The organism is uncultured Serinicoccus sp., assembly GCF_947487915.1.
GTDB lineage: Bacteria > Actinomycetota > Actinomycetes > Actinomycetales > Dermatophilaceae > Ornithinicoccus.
In genome coordinates this window covers 172,653-192,317 of the sequence record NZ_CANKYH010000007.1, presented here as the reverse complement: position 1 = coordinate 192,317, position 19,665 = coordinate 172,653, and the positions used below count along the sequence as shown (strand labels likewise).

21 protein-coding genes are annotated in these 19,665 nt (G+C 73.0%); 5 read left to right on the top strand and 16 right to left on the bottom strand.

What is annotated here, in order from left to right:
- Nucleotides 1-12: 12 nt before the first annotated feature.
- From Q0795_RS10955 to Q0795_RS10945, 3 genes are all read right to left on the bottom strand, one after another.
- Complete coding sequence (locus Q0795_RS10955) at nt 13-819, bottom strand: class F sortase (RefSeq protein ID WP_298889609.1); 807 nt, start codon at nt 817-819, stop codon at nt 13-15.
- Nucleotides 816-1,820 (bottom strand): hypothetical protein, encoded by a 1,005-nt coding sequence (locus tag Q0795_RS10950; RefSeq protein ID WP_298889608.1) that lies wholly within the window; start codon nt 1,818-1,820, stop codon nt 816-818. Before Q0795_RS10950 ends, Q0795_RS10955 begins: the two co-directional genes overlap by 4 nt.
- A gap of 133 nt (nt 1,821-1,953) precedes the next feature.
- Nucleotides 1,954-2,499 (bottom strand): DUF421 domain-containing protein, encoded by a 546-nt coding sequence (locus Q0795_RS10945; RefSeq protein WP_298889606.1) that lies wholly within the window; start codon nt 2,497-2,499, stop codon nt 1,954-1,956.
- 134 nt (nt 2,500-2,633) lie between these two features.
- Between Q0795_RS10945 and Q0795_RS10940 the strand changes: the two genes are divergently transcribed.
- The 3 genes from Q0795_RS10940 to Q0795_RS10930 all read left to right on the top strand — a co-directional run bounded on the left by Q0795_RS10940 (nt 2,634) and on the right by Q0795_RS10930 (nt 6,234).
- Nucleotides 2,634-3,983, top strand: a complete 1,350-nt coding sequence (locus Q0795_RS10940) for an amidohydrolase (protein ID WP_298889604.1) — start codon at nt 2,634-2,636, stop codon at nt 3,981-3,983.
- A 74-nt stretch (nt 3,984-4,057) separates the two neighbouring features.
- Nucleotides 4,058-5,746, top strand: coding sequence for an AbgT family transporter (locus tag Q0795_RS10935; RefSeq protein WP_298889602.1), 1,689 nt, complete (start codon nt 4,058-4,060; stop codon nt 5,744-5,746).
- A 29-nt stretch (nt 5,747-5,775) separates the two neighbouring features.
- A complete protein-coding gene (locus tag Q0795_RS10930) occupies nt 5,776-6,234 on the top strand; it encodes a hypothetical protein (RefSeq protein ID WP_298889600.1) in 459 nt (152 codons plus the stop codon).
- A gap of 11 nt (nt 6,235-6,245) precedes the next feature.
- Here the strand turns inward: Q0795_RS10930 and Q0795_RS10925 are convergent, their stop codons facing one another.
- From Q0795_RS10925 to Q0795_RS10875, 11 genes are all read right to left on the bottom strand, one after another.
- On the bottom strand, nt 6,246-6,593 hold the full coding sequence (locus Q0795_RS10925) for a hypothetical protein (RefSeq protein WP_298889599.1): 348 nt from the start codon (nt 6,591-6,593) through the stop codon (nt 6,246-6,248).
- Between the two features lie 55 nt (nt 6,594-6,648).
- Nucleotides 6,649-7,437, bottom strand: coding sequence for an SDR family NAD(P)-dependent oxidoreductase (locus tag Q0795_RS10920; RefSeq protein ID WP_298889597.1), 789 nt, complete (start codon nt 7,435-7,437; stop codon nt 6,649-6,651).
- A gap of 18 nt (nt 7,438-7,455) precedes the next feature.
- Complete coding sequence (locus Q0795_RS10915) at nt 7,456-8,607, bottom strand: acyl-CoA dehydrogenase family protein (protein WP_298889801.1); 1,152 nt, start codon at nt 8,605-8,607, stop codon at nt 7,456-7,458.
- A 139-nt stretch (nt 8,608-8,746) separates the two neighbouring features.
- A complete protein-coding gene (locus Q0795_RS10910) occupies nt 8,747-9,832 on the bottom strand; it encodes an ABC transporter ATP-binding protein (protein WP_298889595.1) in 1,086 nt (361 codons plus the stop codon).
- Nucleotides 9,829-10,629 (bottom strand): ABC transporter permease, encoded by an 801-nt coding sequence (locus tag Q0795_RS10905; RefSeq protein WP_298889594.1) that lies wholly within the window; start codon nt 10,627-10,629, stop codon nt 9,829-9,831. Before Q0795_RS10905 ends, Q0795_RS10910 begins: the two co-directional genes overlap by 4 nt.
- On the bottom strand, nt 10,626-11,420 hold the full coding sequence (modA, locus tag Q0795_RS10900; protein WP_298889593.1) for a molybdate ABC transporter substrate-binding protein: 795 nt from the start codon (nt 11,418-11,420) through the stop codon (nt 10,626-10,628). Before modA ends, Q0795_RS10905 begins: the two co-directional genes overlap by 4 nt.
- On the bottom strand, nt 11,417-11,812 hold the full coding sequence (locus tag Q0795_RS10895) for a TOBE domain-containing protein (RefSeq protein ID WP_298889591.1): 396 nt from the start codon (nt 11,810-11,812) through the stop codon (nt 11,417-11,419). Before Q0795_RS10895 ends, modA begins: the two co-directional genes overlap by 4 nt.
- 82 nt (nt 11,813-11,894) lie before the next feature.
- Nucleotides 11,895-12,572 carry an aldolase/citrate lyase family protein gene (locus Q0795_RS10890; protein WP_298889589.1) on the bottom strand — a complete coding sequence of 226 codons (678 nt, stop codon included), beginning with the start codon at nt 12,570-12,572 and terminating at the stop codon, nt 11,895-11,897.
- A gap of 10 nt (nt 12,573-12,582) precedes the next feature.
- Entirely contained in the window at nt 12,583-13,464 is an 882-nt protein-coding gene (locus tag Q0795_RS10885; RefSeq protein ID WP_298889587.1) for an SGNH/GDSL hydrolase family protein, read from the bottom strand.
- Nucleotides 13,465-13,550: 86 nt separating this feature from the next.
- Nucleotides 13,551-14,228 carry a uracil-DNA glycosylase gene (locus tag Q0795_RS10880; protein WP_298889585.1) on the bottom strand — a complete coding sequence of 226 codons (678 nt, stop codon included), beginning with the start codon at nt 14,226-14,228 and terminating at the stop codon, nt 13,551-13,553.
- 22 nt (nt 14,229-14,250) lie between these two features.
- Nucleotides 14,251-14,541, bottom strand: coding sequence for a DUF3263 domain-containing protein (locus Q0795_RS10875; RefSeq protein ID WP_298889584.1), 291 nt, complete (start codon nt 14,539-14,541; stop codon nt 14,251-14,253).
- A gap of 221 nt (nt 14,542-14,762) precedes the next feature.
- On the opposite strand from Q0795_RS10875, the gene Q0795_RS10870 reads away from it, so the two are divergent.
- The gene (locus tag Q0795_RS10870) at nt 14,763-16,430 is read left to right on the top strand and encodes a formate--tetrahydrofolate ligase (RefSeq protein WP_298889582.1); all 1,668 of its coding nucleotides are present in this window, start codon (nt 14,763-14,765) and stop codon (nt 16,428-16,430) included.
- A 107-nt stretch (nt 16,431-16,537) separates the two neighbouring features.
- Here Q0795_RS10870 and Q0795_RS10865 read toward each other — a convergent pair whose 3' ends face one another.
- On the bottom strand, nt 16,538-18,217 hold the full coding sequence (locus Q0795_RS10865) for a sodium/solute symporter (protein WP_298889580.1): 1,680 nt from the start codon (nt 18,215-18,217) through the stop codon (nt 16,538-16,540).
- A complete protein-coding gene (locus Q0795_RS10860) occupies nt 18,214-18,660 on the bottom strand; it encodes a universal stress protein (protein WP_298889578.1) in 447 nt (148 codons plus the stop codon). The genes Q0795_RS10865 and Q0795_RS10860 overlap by 4 nt, the downstream gene beginning before the upstream one ends.
- Before the next feature lie 167 nt (nt 18,661-18,827).
- Between Q0795_RS10860 and Q0795_RS10855 the strand changes: the two genes are divergently transcribed.
- Nucleotides 18,828-19,664 carry an MBL fold metallo-hydrolase gene (locus tag Q0795_RS10855; RefSeq protein WP_298889576.1) on the top strand — a complete coding sequence of 279 codons (837 nt, stop codon included), beginning with the start codon at nt 18,828-18,830 and terminating at the stop codon, nt 19,662-19,664.
- Nucleotide 19,665: the final 1 nt, after the last annotated feature.

The following is a 19,665-nucleotide window of genomic DNA, read 5'->3' as shown; positions in this document are numbered from 1 at the left end:
TCGGCTCGGCGATCAGGTCGTCCGGGTGGCCTGGACCACCCAGTTGTTGAGGCTGTGCCCGGTGACGTCCAGACCCTGCGCCAGGTCGCAGGAGAACAGCGAGACCGTGCGACCCGGCTCGTCCAGGCTCCAGACCCAGGCGTAGTCGGTGCCGGCCTTCTCGGTCACCTCGTTCTTGGGTACCGAGAGCGCGTCCGCGTCGACGTCGAAGCTCGCCTCCTGGCCGTCCGCGTAGCGGATGACGACGACGTCGCCGGCCCGGACCTCGCCGAGGCGGTGGAAGACGTCGCGGACCCCGTCATAGCTGGTATGCCCCGCCAGCACCCCGGGGTAGGTCGACAGGTCGCCGGGCACGGTGGACCACTGGGGCGGGCCGTACCAGCCCACCACCCCCGGGGGCGGGTTCAGCTCATCCCGGTCGTTGAGCTGGGTGAGCCCCACGGGCGCGTCCACGAGCACCATCTCGCCCCGCGTGATGGTCACGTGGACGGGTCCTTCCTGCGGGTCGGCCGTCATCTCCGCCGGTGCCGGGGTGGGTGTCGCGGTCGCCGGGGCCGCGGTGGCCTCCGGCGTCGACGTCCGGGCCGCGACGTCCGGTTCCGGTGCTGCCCGTGCCGGGCCGGTCACCTCCGCGACGCTCGGCGCGGAGGTGACGGCGGACGGCGGGGCGCTCGTCGGAGCTGCCGTGTCCGGCCCGGCGGCCGTCGGGGCACCCCGCCACCCCCAGAAGGCCACCAGGGCGCCGACCAGCACCAGCGACAGCAGCGCCAGGGTGACGGCCCGGCGCGCGGGCCGGCGGCGGTGACCCGTCCTGGTCACGCGCCGCGGTGCGCGAGGCCGAGCCCGGCCAGGGAGAGCAGGGCGAGGCCCAGACCCAGGCTCATGGCCAGCGGGTCGGCACCACCGTCGGTCTGGACCGTGCCGGGGATCTGGTGGCCCCCGTCGCCCGGCTGGCCGGGCGCCGGCTGCCCGGGGGTCGTGGGCTCGCCGGGCTCCGGGGCGCAGTCCTGCTCGACCTCCACCTCACCCTCGCCCGCGAGGAGGACGTCGCCGAAGAACTCGAGGTTCTCGTCCAGGCCGGTCGCGCTCACCCAGTAGACGAGCTCACCAGAGGTCTCGATCGTGGCGGACGCCCCGGGGTCGAGGAAGAAGTAGTCCTCGAAGTCCTCGGCGTCGGGGTCCCCGTAGATGACGGCGACCTCCTCGTCCGCGCGGCTGGTGAAGGTCACCGACCCGCACCCGGCCTCGGCCAGGGTCCACTCCTCCTCCGGGAGGGCGCCGAAGAAGTCGTCCTCGCAGTCCTCGGTCGAGACGCCGGTGACGGCGAGCGGGCCGTGCAGCAGGGTCTGCTCCTCGGGGGCGGTGCGGTCGTAGACCAGCACCTGGAAGGTCGCGACCTCGCCCTCCTCCAGCCAGTCGCTGTAGATGCCTGCCGATCCGTCGTAGAACCGCTCGGTCTCGATCGTGACCCAGCTTCCGTCCACCTCCTCCTGCAGCACGAGGCGCAGGTCGGTGTCGTCCCCGGCGTACTCCACGTAGACGTTGTACGAGCTGTCCCAGCACTCCGGGCCGACGTACTCGACGGCGAAGTCCTCGGCCGGCAGCGCCTGGACCACCGCGTCCTCGGGGGTCCGCTCGTCGGTGGGGGTCTGGGTTCCCTCGTCCTCGATGGGGGCGGGCTGAGAGGTCTGCGCGGCGTCATCCTCCAGGGCCGAGGCGGCCGGGACGACGAGGAGCGATGCCAGGACGAGAGCGAGCGTGGCGAGCAGGACGGTGAGGAGGTGGACGGGAGGGCGCAGGGTGAGGCGGGGTAGGGACATGTGCTTCTCCGGGGTCTGTGCGTGCTGCCGCGCCGGTGGGGGGCGGGTCGGAGCGACGCCCCGGTGGACGGAATGCTAGGTCACCCGAGGGCCCCTGGACAGAGAGCGAGACCTGGCGTCCTTGTGATCTGTGTCACGTGCTGTCGCCGGTGTCGTCGCAGGTGAGGGGCCTCCAGCCGGGCACGGCAGCCAGCGCCTGCCCGTCACCGACCGTGGAGCCCGCGACGACGCTCAGGGTGCCGTCCGGCTCCAACACCACGGCGCCGACAGCGTCCAGGCCGCCGTGGCCGCTGGAGCGGATGGCCTGCATCACCTCGTCGCGGGTGAGCCGCACCCGGGAGAGCTGGTCGTCCAGGAGCCGGCCGTGGACGACCACCAGGCTCGGTTCGGCGTTGACGAAGGAGCGTCCGCCGGGCAGCCGGCTGGTCACGAGGGAGACGAGCAGCTGAGCGAGGATGAGCAGGGCCATGCCGGTGAGCGCGTCGACGTAGCGCACGTCCTTGCTCAGCACCGCGCTCGCGAGCATGGATCCGAGGGCCACGGTGACCACGAGGTCGAAGGCGCTGAGCTTGGCCAGGATGCGCTTGCCCCCGAGCCTCAGCAGCACCACCAGCGCGACGTAGGACGCGGCACCCACGAGCACGATCCTCAGGACGGCGGACCACGAGTCGAACCACACGGTCGATGACCTCTCCTCGGCGACGGGGACGGTCCCCAGTGTGGGGGGCGGTGGCGCGGCGGGCAGGCGGAGCCGACGCGTCTGCCGCTGTCGTCCGCCTCGACAGCGCTTTCAACCTGAGTAGTCTGCTGCAGATGCAGCCCGACACACCCCCCATCTCGACCGCCTTCCTCGACGAGCTCGAGCGGCAGACCCGCGCGACCTTCGCCGCGGCCGACCCGCCCGACAGCCCCTTCGCCGGGGCGCCGCAGGAGGATCTCGAGCGGCTGAGCGCCCTGGTCGAGGAAGGCACCGAGGACCTGGTGGGGGTGGTGCGGCAGCTGCACGCCGACCCCGAGCTGGCCTACGAGGAGCACCGCTCGGCCGCCCTGCTCGCCGACCTCGTCACCCGGCGCACCGGCATACCGGTCGAGGTCGGGGCCCACGGCGTCGAGACCGCGCTGCGCGCCGAGGTCGCCACGCCCGGCTTCGACCCCGACCGGCACCGAACGGTGGCGGTCCTGAGCGAGTACGACGCGCTCCCCGGCATCGGCCACGCCTGCGGCCACAATGTCATCGCCGCCACCGGGGTCGGGGCGTTCGTCGCGCTGGCGCGGCTCATCGCCGAGGGCGGCAGCGACGTGCAGGGCCGGGTCGTCTTCCTCGGCACCCCGGCCGAGGAGGGGCACACCGGCAAGGAGGTCATGGCCCGCGGCGGCGCCTGGGAGGGCCTGGACGCCGCCTGTATGACGCACCCGTTCGGCTACGACGTGGTCGACACCCTCTTCCTGGGCCGAAGGCTGCTGCGCGCCACCTTCACCGGTCACCCCGCGCACGCCTCCGCCCAGCCGTTCCAGGGCCGCAACGCCCTCGACGCGGCCGCGCTCGCCTACCAGGGGATCGGGCTGCTGCGGCAGCAGATGCCGCCCTCGGACCGGGTGCACGCGGTCATCACCGAGGGGGGCACGCGCCCCTCGATCATCACCGGCTCGGCGACCCTGCAGCTCTACGTGCGCTCCGCCTACCCCCGGACGCTCGTCGACCTGTCCGGGCGGGTCGAGCGGGTCATGCAGGGCGCCGCGACCATGACCGACACCTCGGTCGAGCTGGAGTGGGACCACTACCCGCCCTCGCTGCCCATCCGCGGCAACGCGGCCCTGGGCGGGCGCTGGGTGCGCAGCCTGGGGGAGCGCGGCCGGCAGGTGCTGCCCGCGGGGACCGTGCCCGACGTGCTCGCCGGGTCCACCGACTTCGGCAACGTCAGCGTCCGGGTGCCCGGCATCCACCCGATGATCGCCATCGCCGGTCCGGACGCCGCGCTGCACACCGAGGAGTTCGCCGCGGCCGCGGCCACCGAGGCGGCCGAGCGGGCCGCGGTCGACGGGGCGGTCGGGCTGGCCCACACCGCGTGGGACTTCCTCGCCGACGACGAGCTGGCGCGCGCGACGCGCGAGGAGTTCGAGGCCGCCGGCGGAGCCCTCGACCCCGCCACCTACTTCGACTGAGCGGCGCCCGCCCGGGCACCACCCCGACTGAGCGGCGCCCGCCGCCCGGCCCCACGACATACCGGAGGGACGCCATGACCACTGCCACGCAGGAGCGCCGAGGCATCGGCGACCGGCTCCTCACCACCATCGAGCGGTGGGGCAACAAGCTCCCCGAGCCGTTCACCCTCTTCCTCGTCCTGCTGCTCATCACGGGCGTCGTCTCGACCGGGATGGCGCTCGCCGACGTCGCGGTCACGGTGCCCGGCACCGAGGACGGGCCGATCGAGATCCGCGGGTTGTTCACCGGTGAGGGGCTGGCGTGGTTCACCAGCAACCTCGGGCCGAACTTCATCGGCTTCCCCCCGCTGCAGACGGTGCTCACCATCCTGCTGGCCGTCGGCGTGGCCGAGAAGACCGGCATGCTCGCGGCGGTGGTGCGCAAGTCCTTCGGCTCGGCGCCGCGGTGGATGCTGCCGTATGTCGTCGGCATCGTCGGCGTGACCGGCTCCGTCATGGCCGACTCGGCCTTCATCATCATCCCGCCGCTGGCCGCGCTGGTCTTCAAGGCGGCGGGGCGGCACCCGGTCGCCGGGCTGCTCGGCGGCTTCGCCGCGGTGGGCGCCGGCTACTCGACCGCGCTGGTGCCCACGTCGCTGGACGCGCTCTTCGCCGGCATCACGACGGGGGTGATGGAGTCGCTGCCGGGGATCGAGACCACGCCGGTCAACCCCGTCTCCAACTACTACTTCAACGTCGTCGCGGCCCTGCTGCTGGGCATGGTGTGCGGCTTCATCATCGACCGGATCCTCGAGCCACGGATGGTCAAGCAGGACGTGCCGACCGCGCAGGTCGACGCCGGTGAGGAGGCCGCGGCCGGGGAGCGGGGCGGGGCCGGCTCTGCGCAGGCCTCGCAGGACGAGGACGGCCAGGGCCGCTCCGCCCGGGGTGACCAGGCGGTCGACGTCGAGGCGCCGAACGACGCCGACACCTCCGGCGACACCGTGGACCCCGAGCTGTCGGCCGTCGAGACGCGGGGGCTGTGGTGGTCCCTGGCAGCGGCCGGGGTGCTCACCGTGGTCGTGCTGGCGGCGCTGCTGGTGCCGGCCTCACCGTGGCGCAACGAGGAGGGCGGTTTCCTGCCGAGCTCCCCGCTGCTCGACTCGATCGTGTTCCTGGTCTTCGCCTACTTCATGACCATGGGCGTGGTCTACGGGCGCGTCGTCGGCACCGTGTCGGGCATGAGCGACGTCGTGCGGATGATGAGCTCGGCGGTGAAGGACATGATGAGCTTCCTCATCCTGGCCTTCGTGCTGGGGCAGTTCATCGCGCTGTTCAACTGGACCGGGATCGGGGCGTGGATCGCGGTCAACGGGGCGGCCGGGCTCGAGGCCAGCGGTCTCACCGGTTTCCCGGCGGTGCTCGGCTTCATCCTGCTCGCCTCCTGCCTCAACCTCTTCATCGTGTCCGGGTCCTCGATGTGGACGATCATGGCGGCGGTCTTCGTGCCGATGTTCGCGCTCATCGGGCTGGAGCCGGCGTTCACCCAGGCCGCCTTCCGGGTCGGTGACTCCGCCACGCAGATCGTCACCCCGCTGAACCCCTACATGATCGTCATCCTGGGGCTGCTGCGCCGCTACGAGCCGGACGCCGGGCTGGGCACCGTCATCGCCCGGCTCATCGTCTTCGTCGTGCCGTTCTGGGTGTCCTGGGCCACGCTCGTCGGTATCTGGTACTTCTTCGACCTGCCGCTCGGGCCGGGCAACGGGATCTTCCTGCCCTGAGCCCAGGGTGAGCACCTACCATCGCCCGCATGGACCTGCACCGTCTCGCCCGCACGACAGGCCGGGTGCTGCTCGGCGGCACGCTGCTCTTCACCGGGGTGTCGCACCTGACGGTCGCCCGGCAGGAGTTCCAGGCGCAGGTGCCCTCGTGGGTGCCGGTCGACCCGGACGTCGTGGTCGTGCTGTCCGGAGTGGCCGAGGTCGGACTCGGTGCGGCCCTCGTCGCGCTGCCGAGGTGGAGGGTGCCGGTCGGCTGGGCCACCGCGGCGTTCTTCGTGGCCATCTTCCCCGGCAACATCGCGCAGTACGTCGAGGGCAAGGACGGCTTCGGGCTGGACACCGACCGGGCCCGTCTCGTCCGGCTGTTCTTCCAGCCCGTCCTCGTGGCCTGGGCCCTGTGGTCGACGGGCGCGTGGCGCGACCGTGAGGAGCTCCTGCGGCGTCTGCCCGGCCGCCGTGACCGGGCCACGGGGCGACCGCAGGGCTGAGCCCGGGAGCGTCAGCGCCGGTCGACGAGCAACGCCGCAGCGTTGAGGGCGGCCCAGGTGAGCGGGACCCCGGCGAGCTTGGCCCGCTCGGAGGCCGGGCCGGTGGCGCCCAGGATGGCGGCGTCCCCCAGGTCCCCGGTGATCCGCAGCAGACCCGCCACCGGGGCCAGACCCGGCACGAAGGCGAGCGCGCTGGTGCTGAGGTCGCGCACGGCGTAGGTCCACGCCAGCCGGTCGGTGGCCTGCGCGGCCGCGCCCGTCTCGTCGAGCGCGGAGGACAGGTGACGGGGTCGGGCGGCGGCGAAGACGGCATACCCGGCGGTCAGCGCGGCCATCGTCTTGGTCAGGGGATAGCTCATCCCTCGACGATAGGTCCCGGGTCCGTGGGTCGCGCGGCAGGCGGGCAGGTGGGGCTCAGCGCGGGGGCATCCGCAGTGCGCCGTCCAGGCGGATGACCTCGCCGTTGAGCATGGGGTTGTCGACGATGTGGGTGACGAGCGAGGCGTACTCCTCGGGCCTGCCCAGCCGGGAGGGGTGGGGCACCAGCGCCTCGAGCGAGTCCTTGACGTCGTCGCCGAGCCCCGCCATCATCGGCGTCTCGAAGACCCCGGGCGCGATCGTCATGACGCGGATGCCCTTGTCGGCGAGGTCGCGGGCGGCGGTGAGCGTGAGTCCGACGACCCCGGCCTTGGAGCTGGCGTAGGCCGCCTGCCCGACCTGCCCGTCGAAGGCCGCCACGCTGGCGGTCATGACGATGACGCCGCGGTCCCCGTGCTCGGCGAGGTCGGGCTCGTTGCCGGCCATCGCCTCGGCCGCGAGGCGGAGCACGTTGAAGGTGCCGATGAGGTTGATCTCGACGACGGTGCGGTATGCCTCGAGGTCCAGCACGCCGCGCCGCGACAGGATCCGGCCCGGCGTCGCGACACCGGCGCAGTTCACGACGACGCGCAGCTCGCCGAGCTCGCTCGCCGCCCGCACCGCGGCGGCGACCTGCTCGGCGTCCCGCACGTCGGCGGCGGCGAAGGCGACCCGGTCCTCGCCGTGCTCGGTGGAGAGCTCGCCGGCCAGCTCCTCGCCGCGCCCTCCGGGCAGGTCGACCAGCAGGACCCGCGCGCCGGCCTCGAGGAGACGGCGGGCGCTCTGCTCGCCCAGCCCGCTGGCGGCGCCGGTGACGAGGGCGACGGTGCGCTCGGTGATCTGCATGGTGGATCCTCTCGGGGGTCAGTGGTGTGCGGCCAGCAGGTGGCGGGAGATCACCAGGCGCTGGATCTGGTTGGTGCCCTCGAAGATCTGGGTCACCTTGGCCTCGCGCATGAGGCGCTCGACCGGGAAGTCGGTGGTGTAGCCGTAGCCGCCGAGCACCTGCACGGCGTCGGTGGTCACCCGCATGGCGGCGTCGGTGGCGACCAGCTTGGCGACCGAGGCCTCCTGGCCGTGCGGCAGGCCGGCGTCCTTGAGGCGCGCCGCGTGCAGGTAGGTCGCCCGTGCCGACCCGACCGCCGCCGCCATGTCGGCCAGCAGGAAGGCGAGGCCCTGGTTGCCGGCGACGGCCCGGCCGAACTGCTCGCGCTCGCCGGCGTAGGCGGTCGCGACCTCGAGCGCCCGCTGCGCCAGCCCCACGGCGCAGGCGGCGATCCCCAGGCGGCCGGCGTCGAGCGCGGCGAGCGCGATCGGCATACCCTCGCCCTCCGCGCCGATGCGGTGGCCGGCCGGCAGACGGACCCCGTCGAAGACGACCTCGCGGACCGTGTCGCAGTGCAGCCCCATCGTGCGCTCCGGCTCGCCGAGGACGAGCCCCTCGGTGTCGGCGGGCACGTGGAAGCAGGACAGCCCGCGGCCGCCGTCGTCGGAGGTGCGGGCGAAGAGCGTGTAGTAGTCGGCGTGCCCGGCGTGGCTGATCCAGGCCTTGGTGCCGGAGATGACGTAGTCGTCACCGTCGCGGACCGCACGGGTGCGGATCGAGGCGACGTCGGAGCCGGCCTGCGGCTCGGACAGGCAGTAGGCGCCGAGCTGGTCGCCGGAGAGCATGCCGTGCAGCCACTCCTGCTGCTGCTCGGCGGTGCCGAAGCCGGTCATGGGGGAGGCGGTGAGCGAGTGGACCGAGACGCCGACCGCGACCGACATCCACCCGCGCGCGATCTCCTCGACCGCCTGCAGGTAGACCTCGTAGGGCTGGGCGCCGCCGCCGAAGGCCTCCGGGAACGGCAGCGACAGCAGCCCCGCCTGGCCGAGCGTGGTGTAGGTCTCCCGCGGGAACCGGGCGGCTGTCTCGGCCTCGTCGACCTGGGGGAGCAGCTGCTCGTCGGTGATCTCGCGGACCAGGGCCAGGAGGTCGCCGGCCTCCTCGGTGGGGAGCACGCGCGTCACTGGCACCATGCTGCAGGACGATAGTTCCGGACGTCGCGTCACCTGCTAACCGGAGCGGCCGCGCGCCGGGTGCGGCGCGGCGGGCCTACCGCGCGTCCGGTGCGGGCCCACCCTGCGTCCGGCGCGGGAGGGAGGGGTCCGGTGGTCAGGCCGGGTAGGCGTGGATCTCGGTCGCCTTGACCGCGGCCCACAGCTCGCGCCCGCGCTGGACGTCGAGCTCCGCCACCGCCCCCAGCGTGACCTCGGCGACGAGGTCGACGTCGCCGGTGAGGTGGACCCGGGCGCGCTGGCCGGTGACGGTCACCGACTCGACCCGCAGCAGCCACAGGTTGCGGGCGGAGGTCTGCGGCCGCTGCGAGAAGAGCGCGACGGCAGCGGGGTTGACGCTGGCCCAGACCTGCTCGCCGGCTGCCGCGCCCTCCGGCGCCTCGGCGAGCACCAGACGGCCCGCGGGCCGCGCGCCGTCGGCCTCCAGCGCCACCGCCCACCCCTCCTGATCCACCAGCGTGCCGGTGAGCAGGTTGAGGCCGACCAGCGACGCGACGTAGGCCGTGCGCGGCCGGGCGACGACCTCACCCGGCGTCCCGGTCTGGGTGACCCGCCCCTCCTCGAGGAAGAGCAGCCGGTCGGCCAGCGTCAGCGCGTCCAGCGGGTCGTGCGTGGTCAGGAGGGTGACCCCGGGGTAGGCGCGCAACCGGGTCGCGAGGTCGGCGCGGGTGCGGGACCGGGTCTGCGGGTCCAGCGCCGACAGGGGCTCGTCCAGCAGCAGCACGTCGGGGTCGGTCGCCAGGGCCCGGGCGAGCGCCACCCGCTGCGCCTGGCCGCTGGACACCTGCGCGGGTCGGCGACGGAGCAGCTCGCCCAGCCCGACCCGCCCCAGCTCCTCCTGGGCGCGGGCGCGGGCGGCGCGCCGCGGCATACCTCTCGAGCGCGGGCCGAAGGCCACGTTGTCGAGCAGGCTGAGGTGGCCGAAGAGCACCGGGTCGGCCAGCACCAGGCCGACGCTGCGCCGCGCGGGCGGCAGGTCGACCCCGTCACCGGCCCAGGTGCGTCCCGCCACCTCGACCCGGGCCCGCTCGGCGTGCAGGAGGCCGGCGAGCGCGAGCAGCAGGGTGGTCTTTCCCGAGCCGTTGGGCCCCAGCAGCGCGCTCACCCCGGCGGGGGCGTCGAGCCGGGCCTCGACGACGTGCTCGCCCCGGCGGACCCGCAGGTCGGCCCGCAGCCCGCTCACCGCAGCCACCTGCTGCGCAGGCCGCCGAGCACGAGCACGCTGACCGCGAGCATGACCACCGAGAGGGCGAGGGCGGCGTCCGGGTCCTGCTCGAGGGCGGCGTACACCCCCAGGGGCGCGGTCTGGGTGCGCCCCGGGAAGCTGCCGGCGAAGGTGATGGTCGCGCCGAACTCCCCGAGCGCCCTGGCCCAGGCGAGCGCCGACCCGGCGGCGATGCCCGGCAGGACCAGTGGCACCACGACGTGCACGAAGGTGCGCACCGGGCCCGCCCCGAGCGTCGCCGCCACCTGGTCGACCCGGCGGTCCAGCCCGCGCATCGCCCCCTCCACGGAGACGACGTAGAACGGCAGCGCCACGAACAGCTCGGCCATGACCACGGCGAGGGTGGTGAACGGCACGCTGATCCCGAACCACGCCTCCAGCGGGCCGCCGACCACGCCGCGCCGGCCCCAGGCCATGAGCAGCGCGACGCCCCCCACCACCGGTGGCAGCACCAGCGGAACCGTGATGACCGCGCGGGCCCACGCGGTGAGCGGGTGGTCCGACCTGGCCAGCAACCACGCCAACGGTGTGCCCAGCAGCCACACGAGCACCATGGTGGCGCTGGTCGTCACGGCGGAGAGCCGCAACGACTGCCCGACGACGGGGGAGGACAGGTGGGTGCCGAGCTGCGGCCAGTCGGTGCGGGCCAGCAGGGCGAGCAGCGGCACAACGACGAAGGCGATCCCGATGAGCGCCGGGACCCGCAGCGACCAGGAGCCGGTGGTCGGCCGCTCGCGGGTCGAGGTCGCCCTCACCGCTCGGGGGCCGGGCCGAAGCCGGCCTCCCTCAGGCGCGCCTGCACGCGCTCCGCGAGCAGGTGGTCGACGAAGGCCTGGGCCAGCTCGCGGTCGGAGACGGCCAGCGCCGGGTAGCGGTTGACGACGTTGCGGTCCTCGGGGATCTCGACTCCGGCCACCCGGTCCCCGGCCGCCGCGACGTCGCTGCGGTAGACGAGGCCGGCATCGGCCTCGCCCAGCTCCACCTTGGTCAGGGTGGCGCGGACGTCGCTCTCGTAGGACGCGATCGGCGGCTCCAGCCCCTCCTGCGCCAGCAGGCGGGCCGTCGCCTGGCCGCAGGGCACCTGCTCGGCGCACACGACGAGGGTCAGCTCGCCGGCGGCGAGGTCGTCCAGGTCGGCGACCCCGCCGGGGTTGTCGACCGGCACCGCGATCTCGAGCTGGTTGGTGGCGAAGAGGCTGACCGGGCCGTCCCGACGATCCTCCTCCAGCGGCTCCAGCGAGGCCTCACCGGCGAGGGCGACGACGTCGGCCGGGGCGCCCTCGTTGACCTGCTGCACGATCGTCGAGCTGGCGGCGAAGCTGGCGCGGACGGTCAGGCCGGGGTGGTCGACCTCGAAGGTGTCCACGACCGGCTCGAGCACGTCGGTGAGCGAGCTCGCGGCGAGCACGGTCAGCGTGAGCGCGTCCTGCGGCTCGTCGGCGTTGTCGGGCTGGGCGGCGTCGCGCGTGCAGGCCGCGAGGGTCAGGGACGCGGCTGCCAGCAGGCCGACGAGCCGGACCACCGCGGGACGACCCCTCCTCCTCACGCGGGCACCCCGACCCCGACGTTGGTCGCCTTGACCGTGGCGATCGCCACCGAGCCGACCTCCAGCCCCATCTCCTCGACCGCCTCGGTCGAGAGGAGGGAGACCAGCCGGAACGGCCCGGCCTGGATGTCGACCTGGGACATGACGGTGTCGCTGACGATCCGGGTCACGATGCCGCGCAGCTGGTTGCGGGCGGAGGAGGCGCCGACGGCGCCGACCTCGGCCGGGTGCGCCTGCTGCTGGGCCAGCGCGGCGAGGTCCGTGCCCTCGACGACCGTGCGACCGGACCCGTCACGGGTGCTGGCCAGGCGGCCGGCGTCGATGGCCCGTCGGACGGTGTCGGGGGAGACGCCGAGGAGGGAGGCCGCCTCGGACACGCGCATCTGCGTCATGAGCGAGACAATACCCACGCATCTGCGTGCCTGCCAGGGGTATGCCTGACGTCCGGCGGTCGTGCACCCGCCCCGTCGTCCCTCAGGGCGTGCCGAGCAGCGCCTCGAGCCCGCGCCGCAGCACGGTCACGTCGGTGTCGAGGGCGAGGAGGTCCAGCCCCGGCGGGAGCAGGCGGTCGAGCTCGCGGTCTCCGGAGAAGGCCCCTGCGAGCAGCCCCGCCTCGGTGCAGACCTCCCGCACCCGCCGGATCGCGGCGACGACCTGCTCGTCGGTCACGCCGGGGCGGTCCAGGGAGAGCGAGAGGTCGTAGGGCCCGACGAAGAGGCCGTCCACCCCGGGCAGGGCGGCGATCCGCTCGACGTCCTCCAGGGCCCCGGCCGTCTCGACCATGGGCAGCAGCAGCGGCCGCTCCGGTGCGCCGGTGAGGACCGCCCTCGTCAGCCCGGTGCTGCGCACGCCCTCGGGCGGGAAACGGACGGCCTGCACCAGTGCGGCCGCCCCGTCCACGGAGGTCACCCCGGGCACGATGACCCCGGCCACCCCGCTGTCCAGCACCTGCGCCAGGTGCGCGGCGTCCGCCGAGGCGGCGCGCGCCAGCACCGGCACCGGGGCGGCGCGCAGCAGCCCAGGGAGGTCGGCGACGGCATACCTGCCGTGCTGGAGGTCGACGCCGAGCCAGCCGAGGCCGCGGGCGGACAGCACCTCCAGCTCGTCGGGGCCCAGGACGGTCAGCCACAGCCCGGAGGGGGTCTCGAACATCATCGGCTCCTCAGTGCTCGGGGGTGCCCTGCGCGGGCGGTCGGTCGGCGTGGGAGGGGGCCGGCCGCGCCACCGGCCCCAGCTCGGGGCGCTTGGCGAGCACGCTGTCCCCGGACGAGCGGCCGGTGAGGCGTCGCTGGACCCAGGGCCCGGCATACTCGCGGGCCCACCGGGCGTGCCCACGCAGGGTGTCCACGGTGGCCGCCGGAGCCTGCGGCGGCAGCGGCGCCCGCCAGTCGGCGCCCTCGGCGCTGTGCCCGAGCGCGACGTAGGCGGTGAGGGCGACGCGGTGGTGCCCCTCGGGGGTCATGTGGATGCGGTCCTGCGCCCACATGCGCCAGTCCTTGAGGAAGTCGCACGCCCACTGGTTGAGGACGTAGCAGCCGTGGCGCTGGGCGATCGACCAGATGTGCGCGATGTAGGCCGCGGCCCGCCCCCGCGTGCGACCGATGATCGGGGCCCCGGCGGGGTCGGTGGGGGTCGCCATGAGCACGTCGGCGCCGGTGGCCCGGATCCGCGCCACCGCGGTGTCCAGCCGGGCCGCGAGGTCGTCGATGTCGGCGCGCGGGCGCAGGATGTCGTTGCCGCCCCCCACGATGCTCACCAGGTCCGGCTGCAGGCCGAGGGCGGCCTCGAGCTGGGGGCCGACGACGTCGGTGAGCGTGCGGCCCCGGACCGCCAGGTTGGCGTAGCCGAAGTCGTCGACGTGCCCGGCCAGCAGCCCGGCGAGCCGGTCGGCCCACCCGACGTAGGCGTCCCGGGTGTCCGGATCCGGGTCGCTCATGCCCTCGGTGAAGGAGTCGCCGATCGCGACGTAGCGCGCCCAGGCCCGGGGGACGGGACGGATGCTGCCGGCCTGGCCGTGCACGGTGGGCCCGGCCTCGCCGTGCACCAGCCGCAGCGGGTGGGAGTGCTGGTCACGGCCCTCCGCGAGGCGGTGCTGCGGCGGGGCCGCGGTGGCGGTGTGGTCGTGGGTGCTCAGGGCAGCCTCCAGTCGATCGGCGCACCGCCCTGCTGGCGCAGCAGCTCGTCGGCCCGGCTGAAGGGCCGGCTGCCGAAGAAGCCGTGGCGGGCGGACAGCGGTGAGGGGTGGGCGCTCTCGACGCGCGGCACGTCGCCGAGCCGGGGCGCAAGGTTGCGGGCGTCGCGGCCCCAGAGGATCGCGACGAGCGGGCCGCCGCGCCGGGTGAGGGCGTCGATGGCCAGATCGGTGACCTCCTCCCAGCCCTGGCCGCGGTGGCTGGCCGGGGCGCCCGGGCGGACGGTGAGGACGCGGTTGAGCAGCATGACGCCGGCGTCGGCCCAGGGGGAGAGGTCACCGGTGCTGGGGCGCGGCACGCCGCGGTCCTCGACCAGCTCGGTGTAGATGTTCTGCAGGCTGCGTGGCACCGGACGCACGTCCGGCGCGACGGAGAAGCTGAGTCCGACGGCGTGCCCCGGAGTCGGGTAGGGGTCCTGGCCCACGATGAGGACCCGCACGTCGTCCAGCGGCCGGGTGAAGACGCGCAGCACGTGCGGGCCGCCCGGCAGGTAGCCCCGCCCCGCCTCGACCTCGCCGCGCAGGAACTCCCCGATCCGTGCCACGGTCTCGTCCGCCGGAGCCAACGCCTCGGCCCAGCTCGGGTGCACGAGGTCGCGCAGCGGTGTCGGGCTCACGCCGCCCAGCGTATGCCGTGGCTCAGCTCTGCATCCCCAGGCGCCGCATCGACCGCGCCCGCTGGCGGCGCGAACGGTCGCGACGCAGTCGCTTGATCAGCAGCGGCTTGTAGGCGAGGGCGGCCTCGCTGTCGATGAGCTGGTTGAGGAGCTGGTAGTAGCGCGTCGAGCTCAGGCTGAAGAGGTCCTTGATGCCCTGCTCCTTGGAGCCGGCGTAGGTCCAGTGGCGGTTCTCGAAGTCGAGGATCTCCTGGTCGCGCGCCGACAGCCCGACGGGAGGCTCGACCTGCTGCACATGGCTGGCAGCACCCATGGATGCGTCCTCTCCTCTGGTGGTCCGGCTGGATCTGCAGTGGAGTCTACGACACCGGACTTACACGTGTGTGATTTGCCTCAGCGCGCCCCGCCGCCGGGTGCGGCGAGTCGACACGCCTGCCGGCGGCGTCTTGTAGTTTGTGCTGACGATCACCGTGGACCGTGCTGAGCATCACCGGTCGGCGCTCGTGATCACCGGCTGCGAGGAGGCAGGCAGGGATGTTGACCGACGTTGAGATCGCGCAGGGGGCCACGCTGGAGCGGATCGGCCGGGTGGCCGAGCGGCTGGGCCTGCGCGAGGAGGAGTACGAGCCGTACGGCCACCACAAGGCCAAGATCTCCCTCGACGTCCTCGACCGCCTGCAGGACCGGCCGGACGGCAAGCTCGTCCTGGTGACCGCCATCAACCCGACGGCGGCCGGCGAGGGCAAGACGACCACCAACGTCGGGCTGTCCATGGCGCTCAACCGGATCGGCGCGCGCGCCATCACCACCCTGCGCGAGCCCTCGCTGGGCCCGTGCTTCGGCATGAAGGGCGGCGCCGCCGGCGGCGGCTGGTCCCAGGTCGTCCCCATGGACGACATCAACCTGCACTTCACCGGCGACTTCCACGCCATCACCTCGGCGCACAACCTGCTCGCCGCGCTCGTCGACAACTCGCTGCACCAGGGCAACCCGCTGGGCCTGGACCCCAAGCGCATCACCTGGAAGCGCGTCCTCGACATGAACGACCGCGCCCTGCGCAACATCGTCATCGGCATGGGCAAGAAGGGTGACGGCGTCGTCCGCGAGTCCGGCTTCGAGATCACCGTGGCCAGCGAGATCATGGCCGCGCTCTGCCTCGCCACCGGACTGGAGGACCTCAAGGAGCGTTTCGGCCGCATCATCGTGGGCTACACCCACGACAAGCAGCCGGTGACCGCCGGACAGCTCGGGGCGGCAGGGGCCATGGCCATGCTCATGAAGGACGCGGTCAAGCCCAACCTCGTGCAGACCCTGGAGAACACCCCGGCGATCATCCACGGCGGCCCGTTCGCCAACATCGCGCACGGCAACAACTCGGTGCTCGCCACCCGCACGGCGCTCAAGCTGGCCGACTACGTCGTCACCGAGGCCGGCTTCGGCGCCGACCTGGGCGCGGAGAAGTTCTTCGACATCGTCTGCCCGGCCGTCGGCCTGCGCCCGGCCGCGGCGGTCATCGTCGCCACCGTGCGCGCCCTGAAGCTCAACGGCGGGGCGGCCAAGGGCGAGCTCGGCACCGAGGACCTCGACGCCCTGCGGGACGGCCTGGCCAACCTCGAGCAGCACCTGGAGAACCTCCAGAAGTTCGGGGTTCCGGTCGTCGTCGCGATCAACCGGTTCCCGAGCGACAGCGACGCCGAGCTCGAGCTGGTCCGGGATCGTTGCGGCCAGCTCGGCGTCGACGTCGCGCTCTCCGAGGTCTTCACCCGCGGCGGCGAGGGGGGAGAGGAGCTGGCCCGCACGGTCGTCGAGCTGTGCGAGCAGTGGAGCGACTACGCCCCGTTGTATGCCGACGACGCCGGGCTGCGGGACAAGATCGAGACGATCGCGACCCAGGTCTACCGCGCCGACGGGGTGGACTTCGCCCCCACCGCCCGCGCTCAGCTCGCCGAGCTCACCGACGGCGGCTTCGGCGGCCTGCCGGTGTGCATGGCCAAGACGCAGTACTCCTTCTCCGACGACCCGAGCCTGCTCGGCGCCCCGCGCGGCTTCACCATCACCGTCCGCGAGCTGGTCGTCAACGCCGGGGCCGGCTTCGTCGTCGCCCTCACCGGCGACATCATGCGGATGCCCGGGCTGCCCAAGGTCCCGGCGGCGCTCGGGATGGACATCGCCGAGGACGGCACCATCACCGGTCTCAGCTGACCGGACTCATACACAGAAGGTGTTCCTCTGCCGTGATGCGTCACCGCAGAGGAACACCTTCCGTGCATGAGTGGGAGCGTGGCGGCGGGGAGGCTCCGGTATGCCGGTCAGGCCCAGGTGACGACGATGGCCGCCGTGAGGACCAGCAGCACGACCGAGATGACCCGGTAGTTCGCCCACACCGCGGTGCCCTGCAGCGCCTGCGACTCCTCGGTCCAGTACTCCGACTTCCAGGTGAGCTCGGCCGTCTTCGACTCGTCCGGGGACGGTCCGAGCAGGCTGACGACCACGAGGAGCAGCACCGAGAGCGCGGTGCTGATGCCCGCGGCATACAGGAACTGGATCGTGGGCTCCTCGGGCAGCACCTGGGTGAGGATGAAGGCGATCAGTCCCACCGGTTGCATGATGATCAGCGTGAGGAAGGCGGCGGTGCCGCTGATCCGCTTCCACGCGATGCCCGCGAGGAAGACCGCGACCACGGGCGGGACGAGGAACGACAGCACCGACTGCAGGTAGTTGTAGAGCGTGTCGAACTGGGCGATGAACGGTGCCCAGATGATCGCCACGACCAGCGCCACCACGGTGGCCACCCGACCGGTGAAGACCAGCGCCCGCTGCGAGGTGTCCGGACGCAGCGTCTTGACGAAGTCCATCGTCACGATCGTCGAGGCCGAGTTGAGGATGGAGTCGACGGTCGAGGTGATGGCCGCGATGACGGCCGCCAGGATGAGGCCGCGCAGCCCGACGGGGAGCAGGTCGAAGACCAGCGTCGGGAAGACCGTGTCCGGGTTGTCCAGGTTGGGGTAGAGCGAGATCGCCATGACCCCGGGGAAGATGAACAGGAAGAGGAAGGCCAGCTTGATGAAGCCGGCCAGCAACGAGCCCCAGCGACCGTGGTCGAGCGACTTCGCGCCCAGCGTGCGCTGCACGACGAGCTGGTTGGTCGTCCAGTAGTAGAGCCCCACGACGAGCACACCGGTGATGAGCCCGGGCCACGGCAGGTCGGCGTTGTCGGCCGGCAGGATGAGGCTCATCTTCTCGTCGCCGGCGGCCTGCGCCATGGAGTCCCAGGACTCGATGGCGTTGAAGGTCGCGATGAGGACGATGACGCCGCCGATCAGCGTGACGGTCGCCTGGATCGAGTCGCTGATCATGACCGCGCCGAGCCCGCCGATGACGGTGTAGATCGCCGCCAGGATCGCCAGGACCGCCACCGAGACGATCATGGGGATGTCGGGGTAGAGCACCTTGACGACCACGGCCCCGGCGAAGAGCGCCGCAGCCATGTCGATGAACATGTTGGCGAAGAGGTTGAACCCCGCGAAGGCCATCCGGGAGCGCCGGTCGTAACGCTGCTCGAGGTACTCCGGCAGCGTGAACACCTTGGAGCGCAGGTAGAACGGCAGGATGAAGAAGATGAAGACGACGAGGATGACGGCCGACATCCACTCGTAGGCGAAGATCGAGATGCCCTGCTCGTAGGCGCCGCCGGCGAGACCGACGAAGGTCGCCCCGGACATGTTGGTGGCGACCAGCGAGAGGCCGACGAAGGGCCAGATGAAGTTGCGCCCGCCGAGGAAGTAGTCCTCGGAGGCGTCGCTCTCCTTGCCGCTGGCCTTGGCCTCGGCGTGGGCCTTGCGCTTCATCCGGGCGCCGGCCACGAGCGGGATGATCCGGCTCAGGACGAGGTAGCCGATGATGACCGACAGGTCGAGGGCGCGGACGGTGAAGTCGGGCATCCCCCCGTCGGAGGAGCCGGAGAGCGGGAGCAGCACGTCGGTGATCATCGGGTCTCCCCCTCGCTGCGGACGACGAGCACGGCGCAGGGCGCGTGCCGGACGACGCCCTCGGCGTCGTTGCCGAGCAGGACGCGCACGAAGGCGTTCTGCCCGCGGCTGCCGATGACGATGAGGTCGGCGTCGATCTCGTCGCGCAGGCGCAGGATCTCGTCCGTCGCGCGACCGCTGCGCAGGTAGGTGCCGGTGACGGCCACCCCCTCCGCCTCCAGGGCGGCAGCCCCGGCGTCCAGCACGGGTCTGGCCTCGATCTGGAGGCGTTCGCGTTGGCTGGGGCTGAGCGGCGTCGGGTTGGTCCAGGGCGAGACCAGCGCGACGTGCACGACGTGCACCTCTGCGTCGGTATGCCGGACCAGGTCGACGGTGCGAGCCCGCGCCAGGGCGGCGCTCGTGGATCCGTCGGTGGCATAGAGGATGCGGGTCGGGAACGTCATTGAACCCCTCCGGGCGCTGCGGGCGTGCGGTTGGCGGGCCCCACCCTGCCCTGCCCGCCCCGGGTCCGCCAGTCGAGAGTGACCCTGCGGTAACCGGGGGGCGGCGACCCGCCGTGTCCGGGCGGGGCGGCGGGGCGTGGTCCGCCCAGCACCTAGACTCGGGCGGCATGACTGAGGTGACCTGGAGAGAGGTGGCTCCCGGGGTCCACGTCCGCCGGCACGAGGAGCTCAAGCTCAACTGCGGCCTGGTGGTGGGCAGCGAGCGGTCCCTCGTCGTCGACACCCGCAGCTACCGCTCCCTCGGCCAGGAGCTGCTGGAGTCGGTGCGGGAGATCACCGACACCGAGCTCGTGGTCGTCAACACCCACGCGCACTACGACCACTGCTTCGGCAACGTCGCGTTCCGCGACTCGCAGATCTATGCCCACTCCGGTGCCGCCGACGACCTGCGCCGCACCGGGGAGCACCAGCGACGCCAGGTGGTCGAGCACCTGCGCTCGACCGACCGCGAGGGGCTGGCGGACGAGGTGCAGGACACCGAGATCGTGCTGCCGTTCTACCTCGTCGAGGACGACACCGTCCTCGACCTGGGGGACCGCAGCGTCGAGCTGCTCTTCGCCGGGCGCGGGCACACCGACCACGACCTGTCCGTGGCGGTCCCGGACGTCGGCGTCGTCTTCACGGGCGACCTGGTCGAGGAGGGCGCGGACCCGGCGATGGAGGACGCCTACCCGCTGGAGTGGGCGCCCACGCTGAGCACGCTGCTGGACAAGCCCGCCGCCGGGCTGGCCGACACCTGGGTGCCCGGCCACGGCCGGGTCGTCGACCGGTCCTTCGTCGAGAGCCAGGCCGGCCAGCTGGCCGCGATGGCCGAGCGCTTCGCGGAGGTGCTGGGCACCGGGATCGCCGGCGTCGACTCGCTGGCCAACGCCGGCCGCGGGCTGGGGCTCACCGAGGACACGTTGCGGCTGGCCGCCGTGCGCACGCTCGAGCTGCGCCACTGAC

Bases quoted from the DNA above. Each gene is read 5' to 3' on its own strand.
- Q0795_RS10950 (WP_298889608.1), bottom strand. From the start codon at position 1,820: ATGTCCCTACCCCGCCTCACCCTGCGCCCTCCCGTCCACCTCCTCACC.
- Q0795_RS10940 (WP_298889604.1), top strand. From the start codon at position 2,634: ATGCAGCCCGACACACCCCCCATCTCGACCGCCTTCCTCGACGAGCTC.
- Q0795_RS10935 (WP_298889602.1), top strand. From the start codon at position 4,058: ATGACCACTGCCACGCAGGAGCGCCGAGGCATCGGCGACCGGCTCCTC.
- Q0795_RS10930 (WP_298889600.1), top strand. From the start codon at position 5,776: ATGGACCTGCACCGTCTCGCCCGCACGACAGGCCGGGTGCTGCTCGGC.
- Q0795_RS10925 (WP_298889599.1), bottom strand. From the start codon at position 6,593: ATGAGCTATCCCCTGACCAAGACGATGGCCGCGCTGACCGCCGGGTAT.
- Q0795_RS10920 (WP_298889597.1), bottom strand. From the start codon at position 7,437: ATGCAGATCACCGAGCGCACCGTCGCCCTCGTCACCGGCGCCGCCAGC.
- Q0795_RS10895 (WP_298889591.1), bottom strand. From the start codon at position 11,812: ATGACGCAGATGCGCGTGTCCGAGGCGGCCTCCCTCCTCGGCGTCTCC.
- Q0795_RS10890 (WP_298889589.1), bottom strand. From the start codon at position 12,572: ATGTTCGAGACCCCCTCCGGGCTGTGGCTGACCGTCCTGGGCCCCGAC.
- Q0795_RS10875 (WP_298889584.1), bottom strand. From the start codon at position 14,541: ATGGGTGCTGCCAGCCATGTGCAGCAGGTCGAGCCTCCCGTCGGGCTG.
- Q0795_RS10870 (WP_298889582.1), top strand. From the start codon at position 14,763: ATGTTGACCGACGTTGAGATCGCGCAGGGGGCCACGCTGGAGCGGATC.
- Q0795_RS10865 (WP_298889580.1), bottom strand. From the start codon at position 18,217: ATGATCACCGACGTGCTGCTCCCGCTCTCCGGCTCCTCCGACGGGGGG.
- Q0795_RS10860 (WP_298889578.1), bottom strand. From the start codon at position 18,660: ATGACGTTCCCGACCCGCATCCTCTATGCCACCGACGGATCCACGAGC.
- Q0795_RS10855 (WP_298889576.1), top strand. From the start codon at position 18,828: ATGACTGAGGTGACCTGGAGAGAGGTGGCTCCCGGGGTCCACGTCCGC.